Origin of the sequence: Escherichia sp. WS2035 (assembly GCF_046487065.1) — a bacterium.
GTDB classification, from domain to species: Bacteria; Pseudomonadota; Gammaproteobacteria; order Enterobacterales; family Enterobacteriaceae; genus Escherichia; species Escherichia coli.
The window spans coordinates 200,924-224,328 of the sequence record NZ_JBJQKD010000002.1 but is presented as its reverse complement, the minus strand read 5'-3'; the positions used below and the strand labels follow the sequence as shown (position 1 = coordinate 224,328).

Below are 23,405 nucleotides of genomic sequence, written 5' to 3'. Positions count from 1 at the left end.
CAGCGGGTAAAGTAGCCTGATGGAAATTTTCCTTAGATCGAGTCTCCTGCATGTTAAAGCGCGTGTTCCTCAGCCTGTTAGTCCTGATCGGCTTGCTGCTGTTGACTGTGCTCGGCCTCGATCGCTGGATGAGCTGGAAAACCGCGCCTTATATCTACGACGAATTGCAGGATCTCCCCTACCGCCAGGTCGGTGTGGTGCTCGGCACAGCAAAATATTATCGGACTGGCGTAATTAATCAGTATTATCGCTACCGCATTCAAGGAGCGATTAATGCCTATAACAGCGGTAAGGTAAATTATCTATTACTGAGCGGCGATAACGCATTGCAAAGTTATAATGAGCCGATGACCATGCGCAAAGATTTAATCGCAGCCGGTGTCGACCCATCAGATATTGTTCTCGATTACGCAGGCTTTCGTACGCTGGATTCCATCGTACGTACACGCAAAGTTTTCGATACTAATGATTTCATTATTATCACCCAACGTTTCCACTGTGAGCGGGCATTATTTATTGCGCTGCATATGGGGATTCAGGCTCAGTGTTATGCCGTACCGTCACCGAAAGATATGCTGTCAGTACGTATTCGCGAATTTGCCGCCCGTTTCGGTGCGCTGGCTGACCTTTATATTTTTAAACGTGAACCGCGTTTTTTAGGGCCGCTGGTCCCTATTCCGGCAATGCATCAAGTGCCGGAAGATGCGCAGGGGTATCCCGCTGTCACACCCGAACAGTTACTTGAATTACAAAAGAAACAAGGAAAGTAGTTATGGATGTACAGCAGTTTTTTGTCGTTGCCGTTTTTTTCCTTATCCCGATATTTTGTTTCCGCGAAGCATGGAAAGGCTGGCGCACAGGCGCGATTGATAAACGGGTTAAAAATGCACCGGAACCGGTGTATGTCTGGCGAGCGAAAAATCCCGGACTCTTCTTCGCTTATATGGTGGCATATATCGGCTTCGGAATTTTATCTATCGGCATGATTGTTTATCTTATTTTCTATCGTTAATATTTTCTCTTTTCTGTTAATTATTGAGAATAATTATTACTTCACTCAATAAGCTGCGGATATAACATTCTGAACCGCAGCTATTTGTGAATCCTTTCACAGTTTAAATTTCCCCACGCGCATAGCCTTAATATCAGCACGCAATATTTATTTAGCGTTCGCCTTAATTACTCATAGCATTAAGGAAGATCACATGCCGCAACAAAATTATCTGGATGAACTCACTCCGGCTTTTACGCCTTTACTGGCGATTAAAGAAGCCTCTCGCTGTTTATTATGTCATGACGCTCCCTGTAGTCAGGCTTGCCCGGCACAGACCGATCCGGGGAAATTTATTCGCTCAATCTACTTTCGTAATTTTAAAGGCGCTGCCGAGACAATTCGCGAAAATAATGCCCTCGGTGCCGTTTGTGCCAGAGTGTGCCCGACGGAGAAATTATGCCAAAGCGGTTGTACACGTGCCGGTGTTGATGCTCCCATTGATATCGGTCGCTTACAGCGTTTTGTTACTGATTTTGAACAACAAACTGGGATGGAAATTTATCAGCCCGGTACTAAAACGCTCGGCAAAGTCGCCATTATTGGCGCAGGTCCTGCCGGATTGCAGGCCAGTGTGACGCTGACAAACCAGGGTTATGACGTCACGATCTATGAGAAAGAAGCACAACCCGGTGGCTGGTTGCGTAACGGCATTCCGCAATTCCGGTTACCGCAATCGGTGCTGGATGCAGAAATCGCCCGTATAGAAAAAATGGGCGTGACCATTAAGTGCAATAACGAAATCGGTAAAACACTCACCCTGGAGCAGCTGAAAGCGGAAAACCGCGCGGTACTGGTCACCGTAGGGTTATCGAGCGGTTCCGGGTTATCGCTGTTTGAGCATAGCGACGTTGAGATTGCCGTTGACTTCCTGCAACGTGCACGACAGGCGCAAGGCGATATCAGCATTCAACAAAGCGCATTAATTATCGGCGGCGGTGATGTCGCGATGGACGTAGCCAGCACGCTGAAAGTTCTCGGCTGTCAGGCGGTAACCTGCGTAGCGCGTGAAGAGTTAGATGAGTTTCCGGCAAGCGAAAAAGAGTTTACCAGCGCCAGAGAGCTGGGCGTTTCGATCATCGATGGATTTACACCAGTAGCCGTGGAAGGCAATAAAGTCACCTTTAAGCATGTTCGTTTACCGGGTGAACTAACGATAGCGGCGGACAAAATTATTCTCGCTGTAGGTCAACATGCCGAACTTGCTGCTTTTTCCGCACTGGAACCGCAACGTAACACCATCGAAACGCAACATTACCAGACCCGCGACCCGCAAGTCTTTGCTGCTGGCGATATTGTTGAGGGTGACAAAACCGTGGTCTATGCAGTGAAAACCGGGAAAGAAGCCGCCGGGGCGATTCATCACTATTTAGAGGGAGCTTGCTCATGTTAACGAAAGATCTTTCGATTACTTTTTGCGGCGTGAAGTTTCCCAACCCGTTCTGCCTTTCTTCTTCGCCGGTAGGCAACTGCTATGAGATGTGCGCCAAAGCCTACGACACAGGTTGGGGCGGCGTGGTGTTTAAAACGATCGGTTTTTTTATCGCCAACGAAGTCTCGCCGCGTTTTGATCATCTGGTGAAAGAAGATACCGGTTTTATCGGCTTCAAAAATATGGAGCAGATTGCTGAACATCCGTTGGAAGAGAATCTGGCCGCCCTGCGTCGGCTGAAAGAAGATTACCCGGACAAAGTATTGATCGCTTCAATCATGGGCGAAAATGAGCAGCAATGGGAAGAGCTGGCGCGTCTGGTGCAAGAAGCTGGCGCGGATATGATCGAGTGTAACTTCTCCTGTCCGCAAATGACTTCTCATGCGATGGGTAGCGATGTCGGGCAAAGCCCGGAGCTGGTAGAAAAATATTGTCGGGCAGTAAAACGTGGTTCCACGCTGCCAATGCTGGCGAAGATGACGCCGAATATTGGTGATATGTGCGAAGTGGCGCTGGCGGCGAAGCGCGGCGGCGCAGATGGCATTGCGGCGATTAACACCGTTAAATCCATCACCAATATCGATCTTAATCAGAAAATTGGTATGCCGATCGTTAACGGTAAATCGAGTATTTCCGGATATTCCGGTAAAGCGGTAAAACCGATCGCCCTACGCTTTATTCAGCAAATGCGCACCCATCCAGAACTGCGCGATTTCCCGATCAGCGGTATCGGCGGCATTGAAACCTGGGAAGATGCGGCGGAGTTTTTATTGCTCGGTTCAGCGACGTTGCAGGTGACCACCGGCATTATGCAGTACGGGTATCGGATAGTGGAAGATATGGCAAGCGGGTTGTCGCATTATCTCGCCGATCAAGGGTTTGATTCGTTGCAGGAGATGGTAGGTCTGGCGAATCACAATATTGTCCCGGCGGAAGATTTAGACCGCAGTTATATTGTCTATCCCCATATCAATCTTGATAAATGTGTTGGCTGTGGACGCTGTTATATTTCCTGTTACGACGGCGGTCACCAGGCGATGGAATGGAGCGAGAAAACCCGCACACCGCATTGTAATACCGAGAAATGCGTGGGTTGTCTGCTTTGTGGTCACGTCTGCCCGGTAGGTTGTATTGATCTTGGGGAAGTGAAGTTTAAGAAAGGCGAGAAAGAACACCCGGTAACGTTGTAAAACCAGCGACGCATCCGGCATTTAGTTCCTGTCGCCAGATGCGGCGTGAATGCCTTACCCGGCATACAAAACAATATAAATCAGTATGTTGTGCTCATTGTAGGCCGGATAAAACGCGCCAGCGTTGCATCCGGCATTTGGCTCCTGTCGCCGGATGCGGCGTAAACGCCTTATCCGGCCTACAAAACCACACAGATCATGATGTTATGTGCGTTTATGAACGAATGCGGACCACATTCACATCATTTCTTACGCGCGTATTTCAGTGAATCCAGCGCCACGGCAAAGATAATAATTGCCCCTTTGATGATGTACTGCCAGTACGGGTTTACGCCGATGTACGTCAGGCCATAGTTGATGACGGTAAAAATAATCACCCCGGTCACCACGCCAATCACCGTCCCTACACCGCCGCTGAACGATACGCCGCCTACCACGCACGCTGCGATAGCATCCAGCTCATACATGAAGCCGAGGTTGTTGGTGGCAGAGCCGATACGTCCGGCTTCTAACATCCCGCCGAAGGCATAGAACACACCAGACAACGCGTAGATCATCAGCAGGTTCAGGCCGACGTTGACACCAGATACTTTCGCCGCTTCCGGGTTACCGCCAATGGCAAAAATGTTCTTGCCGAAGCGGGTTTTGTTCCATAACACCCAGACAAACACCACCGCAATCAACGCATAGAAGGTGATGTAAGAGAGACGGAAACTCCCCAGCGCAATAAAGCCTTGGGCAAAAGTGGAGAAACCACTGTCAAAACCGGAAATTGGCGACGCCCCGACAAAGTCGTAATAGAGCGAGTTAATGCCGTAGACGATAATCATCGTACCGAGCGTGGTAATGAACGGCGTCACGTTGAGATAGGCGATAATCAAGCCGTTGATCAAACCGATCACCGCACCAATGGCACAGACAATCAGAATAACCAGCGCAATCGGCATCGTCGCCATTTCCGGGAACACTTTGTTGGCGTTATCCATGGACTGCAATAACGTCGCTGCTACTACTGCCGCCAGCCCCACCTGGCGACCTGCGGAAAGGTCAGTCCCCTGGGTGACAATTAACCCTGCCACACCAAGCGCGATAATAATACGCACCGATGACTGGGTGAGAATATTACTTAAGTTCAACAGACTTAAAAATGTTGGGTCCTGGAAAATAATAATCGCCAGCAAAACTAAAAGAACGACGTAAATACCGCCCTCTTTCAGGTAAGTAAGAAAACTTTTCTTATTTAACGCACTCATGGGAAGCCCCTAATCTTAAAGGTGCAAAGACGCAAGACGCAGAATTTCGCTTTGCGTTGTTGTTTTTGTATCGACAATTCCGGAAACGAGACCATTGCTCATGACCAGAATACGGTCTGTTATCCCTAACAACTCTGGCATTTCGGAGGAGATAATAATAATCCCCTTGCCTTTCTTCGCCAGTTCGGCAATTAACTGATAAATCTCAAACTTAGCCCCAACATCAATACCGCGCGTCGGTTCATCGAGCATTAATATTTCTGGTTGCGTTAACAGCCAGCGACCAATAATCACTTTTTGCTGATTACCACCGGAGAGCGAACCAATTTGCGTCCGATGCCCCGGTGTTTTTACCCGCATCGAATCAATCACCCACTGGGTATCGCTTTTCATCCGCGAGTTATCCAGTAAACCAACTTTATTTTTATAGTTGCGGATATTGGAAATTAACGAGTTAAAGCCAATATCCAGATAGGCATAAATTCCCGTTGAGCGGCGCTCTTCAGTTACCAGTGCAAATCCGTGGTTTATGGCTTCGTTGGCATTATGGTTATTGATCTTTTTGCCGTGCAACGTAATGGTGCCAGCCGATTTCTCGCGAATACCAAATAACGTCTCAACAATATCGGTACGTTTCGCTCCCACCAGACCGGCAATACCGAGGATCTCCCCTTTATGCAGATCAAACGAGACATCGCGAATCGACGGCTGGCGCAGCGACGTCAGGTTACGCACTTCCAGAATCACTTCGCCCGGCTTGTTTTCTTTGTCAGGGAAACGCTGGTTAAGAGAACGCCCAACCATCATGGCGATGATTTTGTCCATCGTCAGTCCTGCCAGCGGTTCGGTAGCGATCCACTGACCGTCGCGCAATACGGTAACTTCATCACATAACTGGAAGATTTCTTCCATTTTATGCGAGATATAAACAATACCGCAGCCGCGCTCTTTTAATTTACGAATAATAGTGAACAGATGATTGACCTCTTTTTCGGTTAACGAAGAAGTCGGTTCATCCATAATCACAATTTTCGCGTTATAGGAAAACGCTTTGGCGATTTCGATCATCTGCATTTGCGAAACAGATAATGTACCGACGCGCGCACGCGGATCGATATCAATATCCAGTTCATCAAAAATCGCTTTGGTTTCGCGGTACATTTTGTCCTGATCGACAAACATGCCTTTGGTGGGATATCGCCCCAGCCACATGTTGTCCATCACCGAACGTTGTAATACCAGGTTTAACTCCTGATGTACCATCGAAATACCATTTTCCAGTGCTTCTTTGGCGGAATGGAAATCGATCTCTTTACCCTGGAATAAAATGGTGCCGGAGTCTTTTTGATAAATACCAAACAGGCATTTTAATAATGTCGATTTTCCTGCACCGTTTTCCCCCATTAATGCATGGATAGAATGTGGCCGGACTTTTAAGTTAACGTTATCAAGTGCCTTAACACCAGGAAAAGACTTGTTGATACCGCTCATTTCCAACAAGTATTCACCTGATGACGGAGTCGTTGAGCTGACCATATAATTTTACCTTGTTGGTCATACAATAAGGGCGCAGTAAACGACTGCGCCCAATCAGTCTTATTTCTTGCTGAATTCAGCCAGGTTGTCTTTATCTACGCCAACATAAGGTACGCGGACCACTTTGTTGTCGATTTTCCAGTTGGTGCCATCAGCCGCACCTTTGCCATCGGCCAGGTTTTTCGCCAGATCAAAGGTCGCTTTCGCCTGGTTGTTAGCATCGTTCAGTACGGTGCCCGCCAGTGCACCGGATTTCACCAGCGCCAGCGCTTCTGGCAGCGCATCGACGCCAAACACCGGAATGCTGGACTTGTTGTGTGCTTTCAGTGCTTCTACCGCGCCCATTGCCATCGCGTCGTTGTTGGCGATAACCACCTCGATTTTGTTGGCGTTCGGGCCAGACAGCCAGGCGTCCATCTTATCTTTCGCCTGAGCGGTATCCCACATAGCGGTATCTAACTGTAACTGTTCAGTTTTAATGCCTTTGTCGTTCAATTCTTTAATCACGTAAGTGGTACGTGCTTCTGCATCCGGATGCCCCGGCTCACCTTTCAGCAGTACGAATTGAATCTGACCGTCTTTGTTCAGATCCCAACCCTGATTCGCCGCCCAGTGTTTAGCAATCAAATCGCCCTGAATAATGCCGGACTCTTTGGAGTCAGTGCCAACGTAGTAGGCTTTGTCGTAGCTATCCAGCGCCTTACGAGACGGTTCTTTGTTGAAGAAAACCACCGGCACGTTTTGCCCACGCGCTTTCTCAATCACCGTACCCGCAGCTGCCGGGTCAACCAGGTTGATTGCCAGTGCCTTCACCCCTTTCGCCAGCAATACGTCGATCTGATCGTTCTGCTTGGACTGGTCATTCTGAGAATCATTCATCAGCAGCTGAACATCTGGCGCGGCTTTCGCATCTTGCTCAATAGCCTTGCGCACTACAGACATAAAGTTATCGTCGTACTTATAGATTGTTACACCAATGCGAGTATCAGCAGCGTGTGCAGCGGCACCGAATAACATGCTGGCCATCACAGCAGACAGGGTTAACACCTTCTTATTCATGGTATCTCCGGTTTTTCTTATGCAGGGTAGTGCTTGAGATAAATGCTCGGCGGGGCAGTAGAGTTAATGAAGTGTTACTGAACGCCGAAGCTCACTTTTTAAAATTCGTTCTTCCATGCCCGGTAACGCTCCAGAAAACGGCTTTAATTGTTGTTATGACGCTATTACCTCGGTGAAAGTGATTATTCACTGTTACATATGGGTTACAACGTTAAAACGGTGCAATCATAGCCATCACATTGTTAAGATACTGTGAAATCACTCACAGATTGAAAGCGGTTACATCGCCTGATTTGTTGAGTTAGTGATCGCCGCCGCATTCTGGCGTGTTGCGACAGAATGGCGACGCACTAACGTCGGCATAAAACAGTGGCTGGCACGAGGATCAATATTGTCTGCTGCCCCCTGCAAGGCCAGTTCGGTAGCTAATTTAGCCATTGAAGCAATGGGATAACGCACGGTCGTTAATTGCGGGTCGGTGTAACGGGCGATGGGAATATCATCGAAACCGATGATTGAGAGATGTAGCGGAATCGCAATGCCATTATCTTTTAATGCTGTCAGTGCGCCAGCAGCCATATTGTCGTTATAAGCAAATACAGCGGTTAGTTGTAGATTGCGCCCCAGCAGTTCAACCATCGCCGCCTCACCGCCCGGCATGTCCGGCGTACCAGTGCCAATCCAGCTTTCCGGCGGAATAATATCCTGCTCTTTCAACGCACTCATCCAGCCTGCTTTACGCATGGCGTCATCTTCAATGCCGTGGCTGGAAGAAAGATAACCAATACGTTGATGACCGTTATTCAGCAACATGCGCGTCGCCATTCGGGCACCGCTGAGATTATCCAGGCAAACGCAACGATGGGCGTACCCCGGCACAACGCGGTTGATTAACACCATACCAGGAATGTTATCCATAAATTGTGCCAGTTCATCGTCACTCAATGCTTTTGAGTGAACAATCAACGCATTACAACGCTGGCGAATTAACACCTCAATGGCGTGACGCTCTTTTTCCGCTTCATGATAGCTATTGCCGATTAGCACGTATTTCTGATGCTGCTGGGCGACCAGATCCACCGCTTTTACCAGCGCGCCGAAAAAAGCATCAGAAACGTCCATCACCACCACGCCAATGGTGTCGCTAACCTGAGTTGCCAGCGCCTGGGCATTGGCGTTTGGCCGATAATCCAGCTCACTCACAGCTTTCATTACTGCTTCACGCGTGTCGGCACTGACCAGCGTGCTGTTATTGAGCACCCGGGAAACCGTTGCCACAGAGACGCCAGCCTGACGCGCTACATCACGAATGGTGATCATATTCACTACCTGTTATGAGATTGCAGTAAATGACTGCTTGCTGGCGGCTATTTTGTCAGCACTGAATACAGGACTTCGTGAATCGAGTCACAGCAATGGAAACGGTTACAGCCGTTTTGTTAACGAATGTGATCCAGATCGTTATCTTGATGTTTTAGATATTGTCGGTCCGGCAGCACGCAAAGTTAACTGACGCCAGAGCCATTCCACCGGCCCCTGGCGGAAGTAACGCAGCCAGATAACAGAGAAGAAGATATTCGCCAGCCATACCGGAATAACAAACGCCAGCAGCTCCAGACGGTCAAACTGCATAAACAAACTGAGGTGGTAAAAAAGCGTAGTACAAATCAGCGTTTGCAATAGATAGTTGGTCAGTGCCATCCGTCCGACACAGGCGATTGCCAGCACCAGCTTAAAGCGGCTTAATTGCGGCCAGAAGCCATAAAACAGCGACGCATAGCCAATCGCCTGAAACGGCGCACTCAGTTCCCGCGGCATTTGAAGTAAGAAGGCACACCAGCGATACGCCCAGTCCAGCTGCCATTGCAGGGCGATGGCAGGAAGGTTAATGATCACCCCAATCGCCACCAGCACAAAACCAGTACGACGATAGTGACGTAAGCTGAACTGCCCTTTCAGCCAGCCGCTGCGCATCAGCGCCGCACCAATGAGCATCATCCCTGCCAGTTGCCAGCCATACTGTGCGCCCAGTGCCAGTAAACTGTTGCCAACACCATCGGCACGATTATTGATCGCTTCAACACCACCGTGAAGCTTCCAGTATTTTTCATACAAAATAGCCGATGCATCCGGCGTCCAGGCGCGGCTGGTCTGGCTGTCGGAAATCAGCCCCAATAACAGCAAAACGCCAAGCCCCACCAGATAAAGCATGACGCCTGTATTAAACAGGCTTTTTACCGATGGCGCATCGCGCACCAGCCGCCAGCAGATTAAGCCCACCAGTCCGTAAGCCAGCAGAATATCGCCGTCCCAGAACAATAAACCGTGAATAAAGCCCAGCAAGACTAACAGCGTTAACCGCGACTGGATCCAGCGTCTGCCACGGGGCAGCAACATTTGCAGGCCCGCACCAAACAGCAGCGCAAAAAGCGTGAGGAATTTCACCTGGCCGATGAGATCGAGAAATGCCCAGGTCCATGCATCCTGCGGCGTAATAGCGCCGTACCAGGCGGGATTGAGATAAGCCGCCTTTGGTAGCCCAAAGGCGCTGATGTTTAATAGCAGGATCCCCAGAATGGCGACGCCGCGAACAAAATCGAGCGTGACGTTGCGCTCCATGGCTCCTGCCTTTTAATCAGTTGTGATGACGCACAGCGCGCAGAAACTCGTGGCGCGTATTCTGACTGGATTTGAACAATCCACCAAGAGAGGTCGTTGTTGTGGCACTGGTTGCGTCGCGGATGCCACGCGCTTTCACGCAGTAATGCACCGCGTCGATAGAGACAGCCACGTTATTGGTGCCCAGCAGCGTTTGTAGCGCAATGAGAATTTGCTGCGTCAGACGTTCCTGCACCTGCGGACGCTGGGCAAAGAACTGCACGATGCGGTTAATTTTTGACAGACCGATCACCGAATCTTTCGGGATATAAGCCACCGTCGCTTTGCCATCTATGGTAACAAAATGGTGTTCACAGGTGCTGGTCAGGGTGATATCGCGCACGGTGACCATTTCATCGACCTTCATTTTGTTTTCAATGAGGGTGATTTTCGGGAAATTGGCGTAATCCAGACCGGAGAAAATTTCATCGACATACATTTTAGCGATGCGATGCGGCGTTTCCATCAAACTGTCATCAGCCAGGTCGAGATTCAGCAGCTGCATGATTTCGGTCATATGACCAGCAATAAGGCTTTTGCGCGTTTCGTTATCCATTTCATGCACGGGCGGGCGCAGCGGTGTTTCCAGTCCTCGCGCAACTAACGCTTCATGAACCAGGGCCGCTTCTTTACTGAGTGATGGCATTTATGATTTCTCCTGCAGGTGTGACGCCTCCGCCCTGCGTGGGGGCAAAGTTATTAAGCTGATTTACAGCCTGATTATTGTGCGTGAGGCGGCGCACATAATCCAGTATTCACAGCGATAATTATTGTAATTGCCGCTGCCTTTCATCAGCAGATGTTAAAACATCGTTATGCAAATACGGAAGTGAAAGTTACTCACAGCACATTGAATAAACGGTATGATGAAGAAATTGCAAACAACACAACAAGGAGCCACGCATGGAAATGCTCGAAGAGCACCGCTGTTTTGAAGGCTGGCAGCAACGCTGGCGACACGACTCCAGTACCTTAAACTGCCCGATGACGTTCAGTATCTTTCTCCCACCACCTCGTGATCACACCCCGCCACCAGTGCTGTACTGGCTTTCCGGATTAACCTGCAATGACGAGAACTTCACCACCAAGGCGGGTGCCCAGCGCGTGGCGGCGGAACTGGGGATTGTACTGGTAATGCCAGACACCAGCCCGCGCGGCGAACAGGTTGCCAACGACGATGGCTACGATTTAGGCCAGGGCGCGGGGTTTTATCTTAACGCCACGCAACCACCGTGGGCGACGCATTACCAGATGTATGATTATCTGCGCGATGAATTACCGGCACTGATTCAGTCGCAATTTAATGTCAGCGACCGCTGCGCTATTAGCGGTCATTCCATGGGTGGTCACGGCGCGCTGATTATGGCGCTGAAAAATCCGGGTAAATACACCAGCGTTTCCGCCTTTGCGCCAATTGTGAATCCGTGCAGCGTCCCGTGGGGAATCAAAGCGTTTAGCACTTATTTAGGTGAGGACAAAAATGCATGGCTGGAATGGGACAGTTGCGCGTTGATGTATGCCAGTAACGCGCAGGATGCAATCCCGACGCTTATTGATCAGGGTGATAATGATCAGTTTCTTGCTGACCAACTGCAACCTGCAGTACTGGCAGAAGCCGCGCGCCAGAAAGCGTGGCCGATGACGCTGCGTATTCAGCCGGGATATGATCACAGTTACTACTTCATCGCCTCTTTTATAGAGGATCACCTGCGCTTCCATGCGCAGTATTTACTGAAGTGAAAGTCCGCCCGGTTCGCCGGGCATCTTCTCATCAGAAGCGATAATCCACTGCCATAAAGTAACGACGTCCGTCTTCGTTATAGCTGTAGTCGTCACGACTGAGATCCTTGTCGCCAAGGTTCAGCACGCCTGCACGCAGTTTGACGTCTTTAGTCACCTGCCAGGCCGCGCCGGTATTCCAGATGGTATAACCGCCCGGTGTTTTAGCCGTCGCGCTGTCGGCGCGTTTCTGCCCGGTATAGTGACCAGAAACATAGAATGACCAGTCTTCCAGCGCCAGCGGTTTCCAGTCCAGCGTACCGTTAGCAGTATGGAACGGCAGATCGGATAGCGGTTTGTTTTCGCCGTTGCTGACATCACGACCATCGTTGTAGGTGTAGTTGATCGACAGTTTCCATTCATCGTTGAACGGAATTTTCAGTTCGGTTTCCACGCCCTGAATACGTGCTTTGTTAACGTTGTAGTAGCTAAATACCGGTATGCGCCGTCCGTTAGCGCCCGTCTCAAAACCGACAAAGTTTTGGTAGCCCGGTGCAGCGTTGACGTCAGACGTACGGCTAATGCTGATACGATCTTTCACATCGTTACGGAAAACGGTAACGCTGGATTCAACCCCTTCCAGCCAGCCTTCTTCGCCCATGTAGTAAAGCCCCAGTTCCCAACTTTCGCTGGTTTCTGGTTTCAGATCCGGGCTACCCACAATCTTACATGCGCCACGGCAGGAATTGCTCGTCCAGTCAGGGCTAAGTTGCAACAGAGAAGGTGCTTTAAATGCCGTCGCCCAGCCCCCTTTCACCGTTACGGTGTCGGTGGCGTTATAAACCAGGTAGGCACGCGGACTCCAGTGTTCACCGTAGGTTTCGTGATCGTCCATACGCACGCCGGTCGTCAGCGCCAGCGGCTCGAAGATCCGCCATTCATCTTCCACAAACAGCGCGTACTGGCTGGCAGACGTTTTGGAGCTGGTTCCCCCGGTCAGGTTCACCGCATCGCTAAGTTTGTCGTGACGCCATTCACCGCCAACCGTGAGAAACTGATTAATCGCCGTCAGCGGCAACGTGTATTTGCCGTCGACCGTATTGCTTTCGGAAGTTATCGGGCTGCTGTTGCCAGGGTTTTTGTTCTCGACTTTCTCACCGTAGTATTTCAGTTCGCTGGTGCCGTAATCCCAACGCCCATTATGGCTGACGGAGTAGTTCTGGCGTTCCAGGCGGTTTTTGTCCAGCGAGTCGGAATCACGATCCTGACGGTCGAAACCGTATCCGGCAGTAAAATCGTGATTTTGATTCGGTGTCCAGGCAAATTCGACATTGCCGTCGCGGCTGGAGAATCCTTCAATACGCGGCGTTTCTCCGGTATCGGTGGTCGTTGAGTTTTGCGGGTCATCCTTTTCACGTTTTGCCAGGCTGCCGTAAGCTTTCATTCCCAGCACGCCGTCAATTAATGGTCCGCTGGTAAAGAACTGACCGTTATAGGTATCACCGCGATCGCGATGTTCCTGAACGGTGGTATCGACGGTAACGGTGCCCGACCATTTCTGACCGATTTTTTTGGTGATGATATTCACTACACCGCCGAGCGCATCGGAACCGTACAGCGACGACATCGGGCCACGGACCACTTCAATACGTTCGATGGAATCGACCGGGATCCAGTTCAGATCGAAATCATTGTGGCGGAAGACGGCATTGCGGGAGTTAACGCGTTTACCGTCGACAAGAATCAGGGTGTAGCTGCTGTCCAGACCACGAATACTTACGCCCTTACGGTTATCCCCTTCGTTCGTCAGTTGTACGCCAGGCACTTCTTTGAGGACATCCTTCAGATTCTGTACCGGTTTTCGCTGCAGGTCTTCCTGGGTAATGACGCTGATACTGGCGGGAGCATCTTTAAGGTTTTGTTCAACGGAAGATGCAGTGACAACCATCGTTTCGCCATCATCATCGACCGCTAACACAGGCCATGCACAAGAAATAGCGGACAAACACAGCCCGACCCGTACGAAAGGGTTCAACCTAAACATTCCATATCTCCATGAGGTAACTACGAAAATAAAATGGGTATCGCTCACATCTTCTTTACGTCCCCTTGCGTACGGCAGCATCGCGGTGGACTTATTTGTATGCAGGTGATCATCCCAGAAAGCCGGAACAGCCTCTGATTTGTCAGCCTTTTTTGATTGCGGCGTAACGATAATGCAAACGATAACAATTATCAATCCAAATGTTAAATTTTATATCCGCATGATTTGTCAGGGAAATGGAATTGAAAAAGCCCTCTCGGTTGAGAGGGCTTAGCAAGGAAGGGAGGAAACTTATTTCTTATCGTTCTGCGGGAACTTCATTTCGCTGTAGCGTACGAAGTGAGTTCCTTTAATCAGCTTATAGCCGAACCAAATAATCAGGAACAGCGGGATACCAATATACGTTGCCGCTACGCCGCCCCAGTCAATGGTATCTTTCAGGAACGCTTCGTAGTTCTGGCCCAAAGTGATAATCAGACACAGAATGAATGCGAAGATCGGCCCCAGTGGGAAGAAACCTGAACGGTACGGCAGATCGTTAATGTCGTGTCCCTGCAATACGTACCCGCGACGGAAACGATAGTGGCTAATGGCAATCCCCAGCCAGGCGATAAAACCCGTCATCCCGGAGGTGTTCAGCAGCCACAGGTATACCGTCTGGTTGCCAAACATGGAGGTCAGGAAGCACAAACCGGCAATCACCGTCGTCGCATACAGCGCATTACGCGGCACGCCACCACGCGACAGTTTAGCGAAAATGCGCGGCGCTTTACCGTCACACGCCAGGGTGTACAGCATACGAGTAGACGCATACATACCGGAGTTACCCGCTGACAGCACCGCCGTCAGAATAACTGCGTTCATCACCGCCGCCGCAGAGAGCAGACCCGCGTGCTGGAACACCAGGGTGAACGGACTGACGCTGATGTCTTTAACATCGTTACGCAGCAGGCTCGGATCGGTGTACGGAATAATCAGGCTGATAATCAGGATCGCGAACACATAGAACAACAGGATTCGCCAGAATACCTGACGTACCGCGCGTGGAATGTTTTTCGCCGGATCTTCGGACTCGCCTGCAGCAATACCGATCAGCTCGGTTCCCTGGAAAGAGAAGCCGACAATCATAGCTACGCCGATCATCGCCGCAAAACCACCAGCAAACGGCGCTTCGCCGATTGTCCAGTTGCTCCAGCCCGCAGGCTGCGCGCCTTTGAAGATACCGATAATCATCAGCACGCCAACGATGATAAAGACAATAACTGTCGTGACTTTGATCAGTGAGAACCAGTATTCCGCTTCACCAAAGCCGCGAACAGAGATGTAGTTCAACAGGAAGATAACGCCGAGGAACAACGCACTCCAGATCCAGCCCGGTGTATCCGGGAACCACCAGCTCATGACCAGCTGTGCTGCAACCAGGTCAACGGCAATAGTCACCGCCCAGTTGTACCAGTAGTTCCAGCCCAGCGCGAAGCCAAAGCCTTCTTCAACATAGTTCTGACCGTACGTGGCAAACGAACCGGAAACCGGCATATATGCAGCCAGTTCACCGAGACTGGTCATCAGGAAGTAAACCATCAGGCCAATCAGCATATACGAGAGCAATGCCCCGCCCGGACCTGCCTGAGAAATCGTTGCGCCAGAGGCAACAAAAAGACCTGTACCGATGGAACCGCCAATGGCAATCATCGTCAGGTGACGCGCCTTCAATTCACGGCGTAAGCCCGGCGCTTCTGTAGTTTTAGTTTCGGAACCCATACAAAAATGCTATCCATCTTAAAAATGAGGCGCGATTGTAGCAGACGATTGGCAATCCTTCCGGCAGAAATACACGGTTATAAGACACCTTCATGATCGCCCAGGGATTATAAGTAAAGCAGCCAATCTCTTTTCTGGCGAATGCATGCTGAGGGCGCTGCGTCACGAAATCGACACAGCACCAGCATGTTCTTGTACAGCACCTTAACGCGGTACATTCGCGGGATCGCAATAGTCCAGAAAGCGCCGTAGCGCGTTGGAAAGGTGTTTTTGCCGATGATGTATACGCCACAACGTACGCATCAGGCGCGGCAGAGGGACCGCAACTTCACTTAATGTGCCTGCCTGCAATTGATCTTCAATCACCCGTCGCGACAGGCAACTAATTCCCAACCCATGACGCACCGCATGTTTGATTGCCTCGGAGTTACCTAATTCCATCGCCATCTCAAACTTCGGTAAATGTGACAGCAACAGATAATCGACAATCTCCCGCGTGCCGGAACCGCGTTCACGCAGGATCCACGGCGCAGCGGCCAGCTGTTCTAAGGTGACCGGACCACGAGCCAACGGCGAAGTCGGCGCGGCGAAAACCACCAGCTCGTCTTCCAGCCACGGTTCAGAAATGATTTCAGTGCTGTGGCACGGTCCTTCAATAAAGCCAATATCAACGCGGAAATCCAGCACCGCTTGCATCACGTCCTGGCTATTCCCAACGCTAAGTTCAATCGGCAACTGCGGATAATCATGGCGATAACGGGCGATAACTGCAGGTAGAATGTAGTTACCGATGGTACTACTGGCATAGATACGAATCGCGCCGTTGTCTTCGCGAAACAGTTGTTCGATTTCAACCGCCTGTTCAAGCAGTGCCAACGCTCGCGGATAGAGCAGCCGCCCGTGTTCATTAACAACCAGTCTTTTCCCCACGCGATCAAACAGTTGAACGCCAAGCTGCCCTTCCAGGTCGGTCAAGGCTGCGCTCACTGCTGATTGCGACAACGCCAGCATCACCGACGCCTGGGTGGTTGATCCACTTTTCAATACTTCTGCAAAAACTTCCAACTGCCGGAGGGTGATGTGCATAGTCGCTTACCACTTATAAAGATTAATTATAAATATATAATCAATTTTATTTTTAAACCAGTTAGTCGTAACCTTATGCCCGGTTAAAGGAGAGGGTTATGACGAATATCACCTTACAGAAACAACATCGTACACTGTGGCATTTTATTCCGGGGTTAGCCCTGAGTGCAGTTATCACCGGGGTCGCCCTGTGGGGTGGTTCCATTCCCGCGGTTGCGGGTGCCGGGTTTAGTGCCCTCACCCTCGCAATCTTGTTGGGGATGGTTTTAGGCAACACCATTTACCCGCACATCTGGAAAAGCTGTGACGGTGGTGTGCTGTTTGCCAAGCAATATTTATTACGTCTGGGTATCATTCTTTATGGCTTCCGTCTGACGTTCTCGCAAATTGCCGATGTCGGTATCAGTGGGATCATCATTGACGTGTTGACGCTGTCCAGTACCTTCCTGCTGGCTTGCTTCCTGGGGCAGAAAGTGTTTGGTCTGGATAAGCACACCAGCTGGTTGATCGGTGCCGGTAGCAGTATCTGTGGTGCTGCCGCGGTACTGGCGACTGAGCCGGTAGTGAAAGCAGAAGCCAGTAAAGTAACCGTGGCTGTTGCAACCGTTGTTATCTTCGGGACCGTCGCGATTTTCCTCTACCCGGCGATATATCCGCTGATGTCTCAATGGTTTAGTCCGGAAACTTTCGGTATCTACATTGGTTCTACTGTGCACGAAGTGGCGCAGGTGGTGGCGGCAGGTCATGCCATCAGCCCGGATGCAGAAAACGCAGCAGTTATTTCCAAAATGCTGCGCGTGATGATGCTGGCTCCGTTCCTCATCCTGCTGGCGGCGCGTGTTAAACAGCTGTCTGGGACGAACAGCGGCGAGAAAAGCAAAATCACTATTCCGTGGTTTGCCATCTTGTTCATCGTCGTTGCCATCTTTAACTCGTTCCACCTGTTACCGCAGAGCGTGGTGAACATGCTGGTAACGCTGGATACCTTCCTGCTGGCAATGGCGATGGCGGCGCTGGGTCTGACCACTCACGTCAGCGCGCTGAAAAAAGCCGGGGCGAAACCTCTGCTGATGGCACTGGTACTGTTTGCCTGGCTGATTGTTGGTGGTGGTGCGATTAACTATGTGATTCAAAGCGTCATCGCATAAACCACTACATCTTGCTCCTGTTAACCCGCTATCATTACCGTTTTCCTCCAGCGGGTTTAACAGGAGTCCTCGCATGAAATACATTGGAGCGCACGTTAGTGCTGCTGGCGGTCTGGCAAATGCCGCAATTCGCGCCGCCGAAATCGACGCAACCGCGTTTGCCTTGTTCACCAAAAACCAACGTCAGTGGCGTGCCGCACCGCTCACGACGCAAACCATCGATGAATTCAAAGCCGCCTGTGAAAAATATCACTACACATCGGCGCAAATTCTTCCCCACGACAGTTATCTGATTAACCTCGGACATCCGGTTGCTGAAGCTCTGGAAAAATCGCGCGATGCCTTTATAGATGAAATGCAGCGTTGCGAACAGCTGGGGCTTTCTTTGCTCAACTTCCACCCTGGCAGCCATCTGATGCAGATTTCAGAAGAGGATTGCCTTGCGCGTATTGCCGAATCCATCAACATTGCGCTGGATAAAACTCAAGGTGTCACCGCGGTGATTGAAAACACCGCCGGTCAGGGCAGTAACTTAGGGTTTAAATTCGAACATCTCGCGGCGATTATCGACGGCGTGGAAGATAAATCCCGCGTCGGCGTCTGCATTGATACCTGCCATGCTTTCGCTGCCGGGTATGATTTGCGTACTCCTGCCGAATGCGAGAAAACGTTCGCTGATTTTGCCCGTATTGTAGGCTTTAAGTATCTGCGCGGGATGCACCTCAACGATGCGAAAAGCACCTTTGGCAGCCGCGTTGACCGTCATCATAGCCTCGGCGAAGGCAATATCGGTCATGATGCGTTCCGCTGGATCATGCAGGACGACCGTTTCGACGGCATTCCGCTGATCCTTGAAACCATCAACCCGGATATCTGGGCAGAAGAGATCGCCTGGCTGAAAGCGCAACAAACTGAAAAAGCGGTGGCCTGATCGATGAACGACAGGGAAAAACAGATTCTTAAAATTTTACGGCGTAACCCGCTGATTCAACAGAATGAAATCGCCGATATTCTGCAAATCAGCCGCTCACGTGTTGCCGCTCATATTATGGATTTGATGCGCAAGGGTTTGATTAAAGGCAAAGGATATATCCTTACCGAGCAGGATTACTGTGTGGTTGTGGGTGCAATCAATATGGATATTCGCGGAATGGCGGATATCCGTTACCCGCAAGCAGCCTCTCATCCAGGTTCTGTTCACTGTTCCGCAGGCGGCGTCGGACGTAATATCGCGCATAACCTGGCTCTGCTTGGTCGGGATGTGCATTTAATTTCAGCTATTGGCAACGATTTTTACGGCGAGACATTACTGGAAGAAACGCGCCGCGCGGGCGTGAACGTTTCAAACTGCATTCGTCTGCATGGACACAGCACTGCAACTTATCTCGCTATCGCTAATAAGCAGGAAGAAACTATCCTGGCAATCAATGACACACACATTCTGCAACAGCTAACGCCTCAACTGCTCAATACTTCACGGGACTTGATTCGCCATGCTGGTGTGGTGCTGGCTGATTGTAATCTCACACCTGAAGCCCTGGAGTGGGTCTTTACCATTGCTGATGAAATTCCGATGTTTGTCGATACCGTTTCCGAATTTAAAGCGAACAAAGTAAAAAACTGGTACAGCCGGATCCACACTCTGAAACCAACACAAAATGAACTGGAAATTTTGTGGGGGCAACCGATTAAAGACGACAACGATCGCATCAGAGCTGTAAATTCGCTGCATCAACAAGGTGTTAAACGCATTTTTGTTTATCTGAAAGATGAATCTGTATTTTGCAGCGATAAGGATGGAGAACAATTTTTGCTGACCGCACCAGCGCATACGACAGTAGACAGTTTTGGTGCTGACGATGGTTTTATGGCGGGCCTGGTATATAGCTTTCTTGAAGGATACAGTTTCCGCGACAGCGCCCGTTTTGCGATAGCCTGCGCGGCAATTTCGCGTGCCAGCGGCAGCTTAAACAACCCTACCCTGTCTGCCGATAACGCGCTTTCATTAGTGCCAATGGTGTAACAATGTTGCCGGATTCGACGCTTGACCGCATCTTATCCGGCTCATAAATTGCGCACTACGCTAAACCAATAAAGAATCCTGCAATAGTAGCACTCATCAGGTTACTGACAGCAAAAACGCAATAGCCAGCAATACCACCATTCCCAGAACACTTCTCATGACATCCATAGTTATTATCTCTTCATGTCATTTTGGGCGACGGCTCTCTGCCCATCATAAATAGCCGGGCCTGCATCTTGCGATACTGACCCGGCTTGTTATCAACACTTAATGGGTTTTGATGTAGCCGCGTACGCACTCTTCGACTAATCCCCAGAACCAGTCTGTATCAATAGTGATGCCGACTTTGGTATTGGCGGGCTTGCCAAGAACGCCCAACTCGTCGCAGACGGTACGCCCATAGCAAGGGCCACTGTTAACGTCCACTTCGACGTACATCTCCTGGGTTTTAATGCCATCAGGGTTAATCAAATAACCGATGCAGGTGGCGTCGTGCACCGGGCCGCCAGCCAGGCCGTAGTTTTCGAACTGCGTTTTGAGAGTGAAGTTCATGATGTCGCTGAACAGCTCTCCCGCAGGGCCGCCAGCCCTTTCCATCCGAGCAATCACGTCCGGGGTGCAAACGGTCTGGTTGGTAAGATCGAGGCCCATCATCACTAATGGAACGCCGGAGGTGAACACCACGCGTGCGGCTTCCGGGTCAGCAAAGATATTGAACTCAGCAGATGGGGTGAAGTTGCCAGTACCATAAGCGCCGCCCATCAGAACAATTTCACGGATTTTCGGCAGGATCGCGGGTTGCATACGCATTGCCACCGCGATGTTTGACAACGGACCAACCGGCACCAGAGTGATATCGCCATCGCTTGCCATAAGGGTATCGATGATATATTTCACCGCATGAGTGTTTTCTGCCTGGCGGGTCAGCGGCTCGAATACCGGGCCATCCAGTCCGGTTTCACCGTGAATATTATCGGCAACAATTTGTTGACGCATAATGGGCTGCGGCATCCCCGCATAAACCGGAACATTAATCTCCAGTTTCTGGCAAACATTCAGGCCATTAATTAATGTTTTATCGAGGGTTTGATTACCCGCTACAATGGTGATACCTAATAAATCAATCGCAGGATGTTTCGCCGCCATCATTATAGCAATAGCATCATCATGACCCGGATCACAATCCAGAATAATTTTTCTCTTTTCCATTGTTTATTTCCTCTGTTTCCAGTTGCGTTATTGTTTCTACAGCAAAGAAAATTCGACCTGGCCGATGATTGAATCTTAACAACAGCGTACGTATGCTAAATATGAGAAATCTCATAGCGGATAAACATCGTGAAAGAAATCCACAATAATGATCTTAAGCAGCAATTGATGAGTGAATCTGCGTTTAAGGATTGCTTTTCAACGGATGTTTCAGCCGATACGCGGCTGTTTCATTTTTTAGCGCGTGACTACATTGTGCAGGAAGGGCAACAGCCGTCCTGGCTGTTTTACCTGACGCGAGGCCGCGCCAGGCTTTACGTCACGCTTGCTAATAGTCGCGTGTCGCTGATCGATTTCTTTGCCGCGCCCTGTTTTATTGGCGAGATTGAGTTAATCGACAAAGACCATGAACCGCGTGCAGTGCAGGCTATTGAAGAGTGTTGGTGCCTTGCGCTCCCTATGAAGCATTACCGCCCGCTGTTATTAAACGACACGCTATTTTTACGAAAACTCTGCGTCACCTTAAGTCATAAAAATTATCGTAATATTGTTTCTTTAACTCAGAATCAATCATTTCCGTTAGTGAATCGCCTGGCAGCTTTTATATTACTCTCGCAGGAAGGTGATCTTTATCACGAAAAGCATACGCAAGCGGCAGAGTATTTAGGCGTTTCTTATCGACATCTTTTATATGTTCTCGCGCAATTCATTAATGACGGTTTATTAATTAAAAGCAAGAAAGGGTATCTCATTAAAAACAGAAAGCAGTTGTCAGGACTGGCGCTGGAGATGGACCCGGAGAATAAATTCTCCGGGATGATGCAGTAAAAATTATTGGCAATAGTGCGATTGCCGGATGCAACGCTTAATAAGGCGTACATCCGGCAATGAAACTCAAGCTAAACCAATAAAGAACCCGGCAATGGTCGCGCTCATCAGGTTGGAAAGCGTCGCCGCCGCCAGCGCCCGTAAACCAAGCTGGGCGATTTCCGGCGCGCGTTTTGGCGAAATAGCCGAAAACGCTCCAACGACAACACCGATAGAACCAAAGTTAGCAAACCCACAGAGGGCGAACGAGATAATGGCAATGGTCTTGACATCCAGCGTGCCGCTCGTTTGCAGATAGGGCGAGAAATTGAGATAAGCAACAAACTCATTAATCGCCAATTTCTGCCCAATCAAACTTCCGGCAAGATTTGCATCACTCCAGTCCACCCCCATAATCCATGCCAACGGGGCCAGCACATAGCCGAAAATGCTTTCCAGAGAGACATTGGCAAAACCAAACCAGCCGCCAACTCCACCAATAATGCCGTTGATCAGCGCAATGATCGCCACAAATGCCATTACCACCGTCGCCACACCGGCGGCGATTTTCAGCCCGGTCATTGCACCGTTCGCCGCAGCTTCAATAATGCTTTTTGGCGGTGTTTCGCTAAACGACAGATTTTCAAACGTAACTTGCGAAGGTTCCGTCGCCGGACTAAGAATACGTGCAAACAGGATACCGCCAGGAATAGCCATCAGCGAAGCGGCTAACAAATAGTCAATCGGCACGCCCATTCCGGCATAGCCAATCATCATCGAACCCGCAATAGACGCCATGCCGCTACAAATAGCCGTAAATAGCTCGTTGCGATTCATGCGATCAATAAAAGGTTTAACGATCGCCGGGATCTCATTTTGCCCGAGGAAGATAGTGGTGACTGCGACAAAAGATTCGATTTTGCTGATGTTGAGGGCTTTCTGAAAAATACTGCCAAGAATACGAATCAGCAGCCCCATTACGCCAATGTAGTACAGCAAGCTGATAAGCGCGGTAACGAAAATAATCGCCGGGAGTACGCGAAAGGCGAAGATAAAGCCCGCACCGTCAAACAGAACATCCATTTTGGGACCGACCAGCGAACCAAAAATAAAGGCACTTCCTGCGTCACTGTAGGACATCACTTTATGGACGCCTAATGCCGCCTGCTCTACTGCCCATTTTCCCGGGGGAAAATAGAGCATGATGCCACCAATGGCAATTTGCAGCAGCAGCGCAGCCCCAACCGTGCGCAAGCTGATGCTCTTTTTATTTACCGACAACACAAAGGCAATTGCCAGCAATACCACCATCCCCACAACACTTCTCATTATATCCATAATGATTTTCCCTTCATGCCAGTAAACCCGGCGTCAGCGCCAGGTTTTGGTATGTTTGATGAGTACGGGCGACGGCTTTCTGCCCACCAGA

Annotated in this window: 20 protein-coding genes and 1 pseudogene; 9 read left to right on the top strand and 12 right to left on the bottom strand. The window is 50.0% G+C overall.

What is annotated here, in order from left to right; translation table 11 throughout:
• Positions 1 to 50: 50 nt before the first annotated feature.
• From sanA to preA, 4 genes are all read left to right on the top strand, one after another.
• The gene (gene sanA, locus ACJHX4_RS05805) at positions 51 to 770 is read left to right on the top strand and encodes an outer membrane permeability protein SanA (protein WP_000920064.1); all 720 of its coding nucleotides are present in this window, start codon (positions 51 to 53) and stop codon (positions 768 to 770) included.
• Between the two features lie 2 nt (positions 771 to 772).
• Complete coding sequence (locus ACJHX4_RS05800) at positions 773 to 1,012, top strand: DUF2542 family protein (protein WP_096986567.1); 240 nt, start codon at positions 773 to 775, stop codon at positions 1,010 to 1,012.
• 193 nt (positions 1,013 to 1,205) lie between these two features.
• Positions 1,206 to 2,444 carry an NAD-dependent dihydropyrimidine dehydrogenase subunit PreT gene (gene preT / locus ACJHX4_RS05795; RefSeq protein ID WP_001136339.1) on the top strand — a complete coding sequence of 413 codons (1,239 nt, stop codon included), beginning with the start codon at positions 1,206 to 1,208 and terminating at the stop codon, positions 2,442 to 2,444.
• Entirely contained in the window at positions 2,438 to 3,673 is a 1,236-nt protein-coding gene (gene preA, locus ACJHX4_RS05790) for an NAD-dependent dihydropyrimidine dehydrogenase subunit PreA (protein WP_000956074.1), read from the top strand. The genes preT and preA overlap by 7 nt, the downstream gene beginning before the upstream one ends.
• 242 nt (positions 3,674 to 3,915) lie before the next feature.
• On the opposite strand, the gene mglC is transcribed toward preA, so the two are convergent.
• The 6 genes from mglC to folE form a co-directional block, all read right to left on the bottom strand.
• Positions 3,916 to 4,926, bottom strand: coding sequence for a galactose/methyl galactoside ABC transporter permease MglC (mglC, locus tag ACJHX4_RS05785; RefSeq protein WP_001275112.1), 1,011 nt, complete (start codon positions 4,924 to 4,926; stop codon positions 3,916 to 3,918).
• A 15-nt stretch (positions 4,927 to 4,941) separates the two neighbouring features.
• On the bottom strand, positions 4,942 to 6,462 hold the full coding sequence (gene mglA / locus ACJHX4_RS05780) for a galactose/methyl galactoside ABC transporter ATP-binding protein MglA (RefSeq protein ID WP_000255034.1): 1,521 nt from the start codon (positions 6,460 to 6,462) through the stop codon (positions 4,942 to 4,944).
• A 60-nt stretch (positions 6,463 to 6,522) separates the two neighbouring features.
• The gene (mglB, locus tag ACJHX4_RS05775) at positions 6,523 to 7,521 is read right to left on the bottom strand and encodes a galactose/glucose ABC transporter substrate-binding protein MglB (protein ID WP_001036964.1); all 999 of its coding nucleotides are present in this window, start codon (positions 7,519 to 7,521) and stop codon (positions 6,523 to 6,525) included.
• 279 nt (positions 7,522 to 7,800) lie between these two features.
• Positions 7,801 to 8,841 (bottom strand): HTH-type transcriptional regulator GalS, encoded by a 1,041-nt coding sequence (galS, locus tag ACJHX4_RS05770; RefSeq protein ID WP_000628655.1) that lies wholly within the window; start codon positions 8,839 to 8,841, stop codon positions 7,801 to 7,803.
• A 141-nt stretch (positions 8,842 to 8,982) separates the two neighbouring features.
• Positions 8,983 to 10,140, bottom strand: coding sequence for a DUF418 domain-containing protein YeiB (gene yeiB / locus ACJHX4_RS05765; RefSeq protein ID WP_000440900.1), 1,158 nt, complete (start codon positions 10,138 to 10,140; stop codon positions 8,983 to 8,985).
• Between the two features lie 16 nt (positions 10,141 to 10,156).
• Complete coding sequence (gene folE, locus ACJHX4_RS05760; protein ID WP_001139613.1) at positions 10,157 to 10,825, bottom strand: GTP cyclohydrolase I FolE; 669 nt, start codon at positions 10,823 to 10,825, stop codon at positions 10,157 to 10,159.
• Positions 10,826 to 11,082: 257 nt separating this feature from the next.
• Between folE and yeiG the strand changes: the two genes are divergently transcribed.
• Positions 11,083 to 11,919, top strand: coding sequence for an S-formylglutathione hydrolase (yeiG, locus tag ACJHX4_RS05755; RefSeq protein ID WP_000425450.1), 837 nt, complete (start codon positions 11,083 to 11,085; stop codon positions 11,917 to 11,919).
• A 31-nt stretch (positions 11,920 to 11,950) separates the two neighbouring features.
• Here the strand turns inward: yeiG and cirA are convergent, their stop codons facing one another.
• The 3 genes from cirA to yieE form a co-directional block, all read right to left on the bottom strand.
• Positions 11,951 to 13,942, bottom strand: a complete 1,992-nt coding sequence (gene cirA / locus ACJHX4_RS05750) for a catecholate siderophore receptor CirA (RefSeq protein ID WP_000489277.1) — start codon at positions 13,940 to 13,942, stop codon at positions 11,951 to 11,953.
• A gap of 291 nt (positions 13,943 to 14,233) precedes the next feature.
• Positions 14,234 to 15,703 (bottom strand): lysine-specific permease, encoded by a 1,470-nt coding sequence (lysP, locus tag ACJHX4_RS05745; protein ID WP_000534384.1) that lies wholly within the window; start codon positions 15,701 to 15,703, stop codon positions 14,234 to 14,236.
• Between the two features lie 204 nt (positions 15,704 to 15,907).
• Positions 15,908 to 16,789, bottom strand: a complete 882-nt coding sequence (yieE, locus tag ACJHX4_RS05740; RefSeq protein ID WP_000548294.1) for a DNA-binding transcriptional regulator YeiE — start codon at positions 16,787 to 16,789, stop codon at positions 15,908 to 15,910.
• 98 nt (positions 16,790 to 16,887) lie between these two features.
• On the opposite strand from yieE, the gene ACJHX4_RS05735 reads away from it, so the two are divergent.
• From ACJHX4_RS05735 to ACJHX4_RS05725, 3 genes are all read left to right on the top strand, one after another.
• Entirely contained in the window at positions 16,888 to 17,937 is a 1,050-nt protein-coding gene (locus ACJHX4_RS05735; RefSeq protein ID WP_000182056.1) for a YeiH family protein, read from the top strand.
• Between the two features lie 73 nt (positions 17,938 to 18,010).
• Positions 18,011 to 18,868: a deoxyribonuclease IV gene (gene nfo / locus ACJHX4_RS05730; protein WP_000873880.1), complete on the top strand. Its 858-nt coding sequence runs from the start codon at positions 18,011 to 18,013 to the stop codon at positions 18,866 to 18,868.
• Between the two features lie 3 nt (positions 18,869 to 18,871).
• On the top strand, positions 18,872 to 19,960 hold the full coding sequence (locus ACJHX4_RS05725) for a sugar kinase (RefSeq protein WP_000999817.1): 1,089 nt from the start codon (positions 18,872 to 18,874) through the stop codon (positions 19,958 to 19,960).
• A 102-nt stretch (positions 19,961 to 20,062) separates the two neighbouring features.
• Here ACJHX4_RS05725 and ACJHX4_RS05720 read toward each other — a convergent pair.
• Both ACJHX4_RS05720 and rihB read right to left on the bottom strand, forming a co-directional pair.
• Positions 20,063 to 20,128: pseudogene (locus ACJHX4_RS05720) on the bottom strand (hypothetical protein); the annotation flags it as partial.
• A gap of 99 nt (positions 20,129 to 20,227) precedes the next feature.
• A complete protein-coding gene (gene rihB, locus ACJHX4_RS05715; protein WP_000415422.1) occupies positions 20,228 to 21,169 on the bottom strand; it encodes a ribosylpyrimidine nucleosidase in 942 nt (313 codons plus the stop codon).
• Between the two features lie 129 nt (positions 21,170 to 21,298).
• Between rihB and ACJHX4_RS05710 the strand changes: the two genes are divergently transcribed.
• Positions 21,299 to 21,997: a transcriptional regulator YeiL gene (locus tag ACJHX4_RS05710; protein WP_021533505.1), complete on the top strand. Its 699-nt coding sequence runs from the start codon at positions 21,299 to 21,301 to the stop codon at positions 21,995 to 21,997.
• Positions 21,998 to 22,063: 66 nt separating this feature from the next.
• On the opposite strand, the gene ACJHX4_RS05705 is transcribed toward ACJHX4_RS05710, so the two are convergent.
• Entirely contained in the window at positions 22,064 to 23,314 is a 1,251-nt protein-coding gene (locus tag ACJHX4_RS05705; RefSeq protein ID WP_000353897.1) for a NupC/NupG family nucleoside CNT transporter, read from the bottom strand.
• Positions 23,315 to 23,405: the final 91 nt, after the last annotated feature.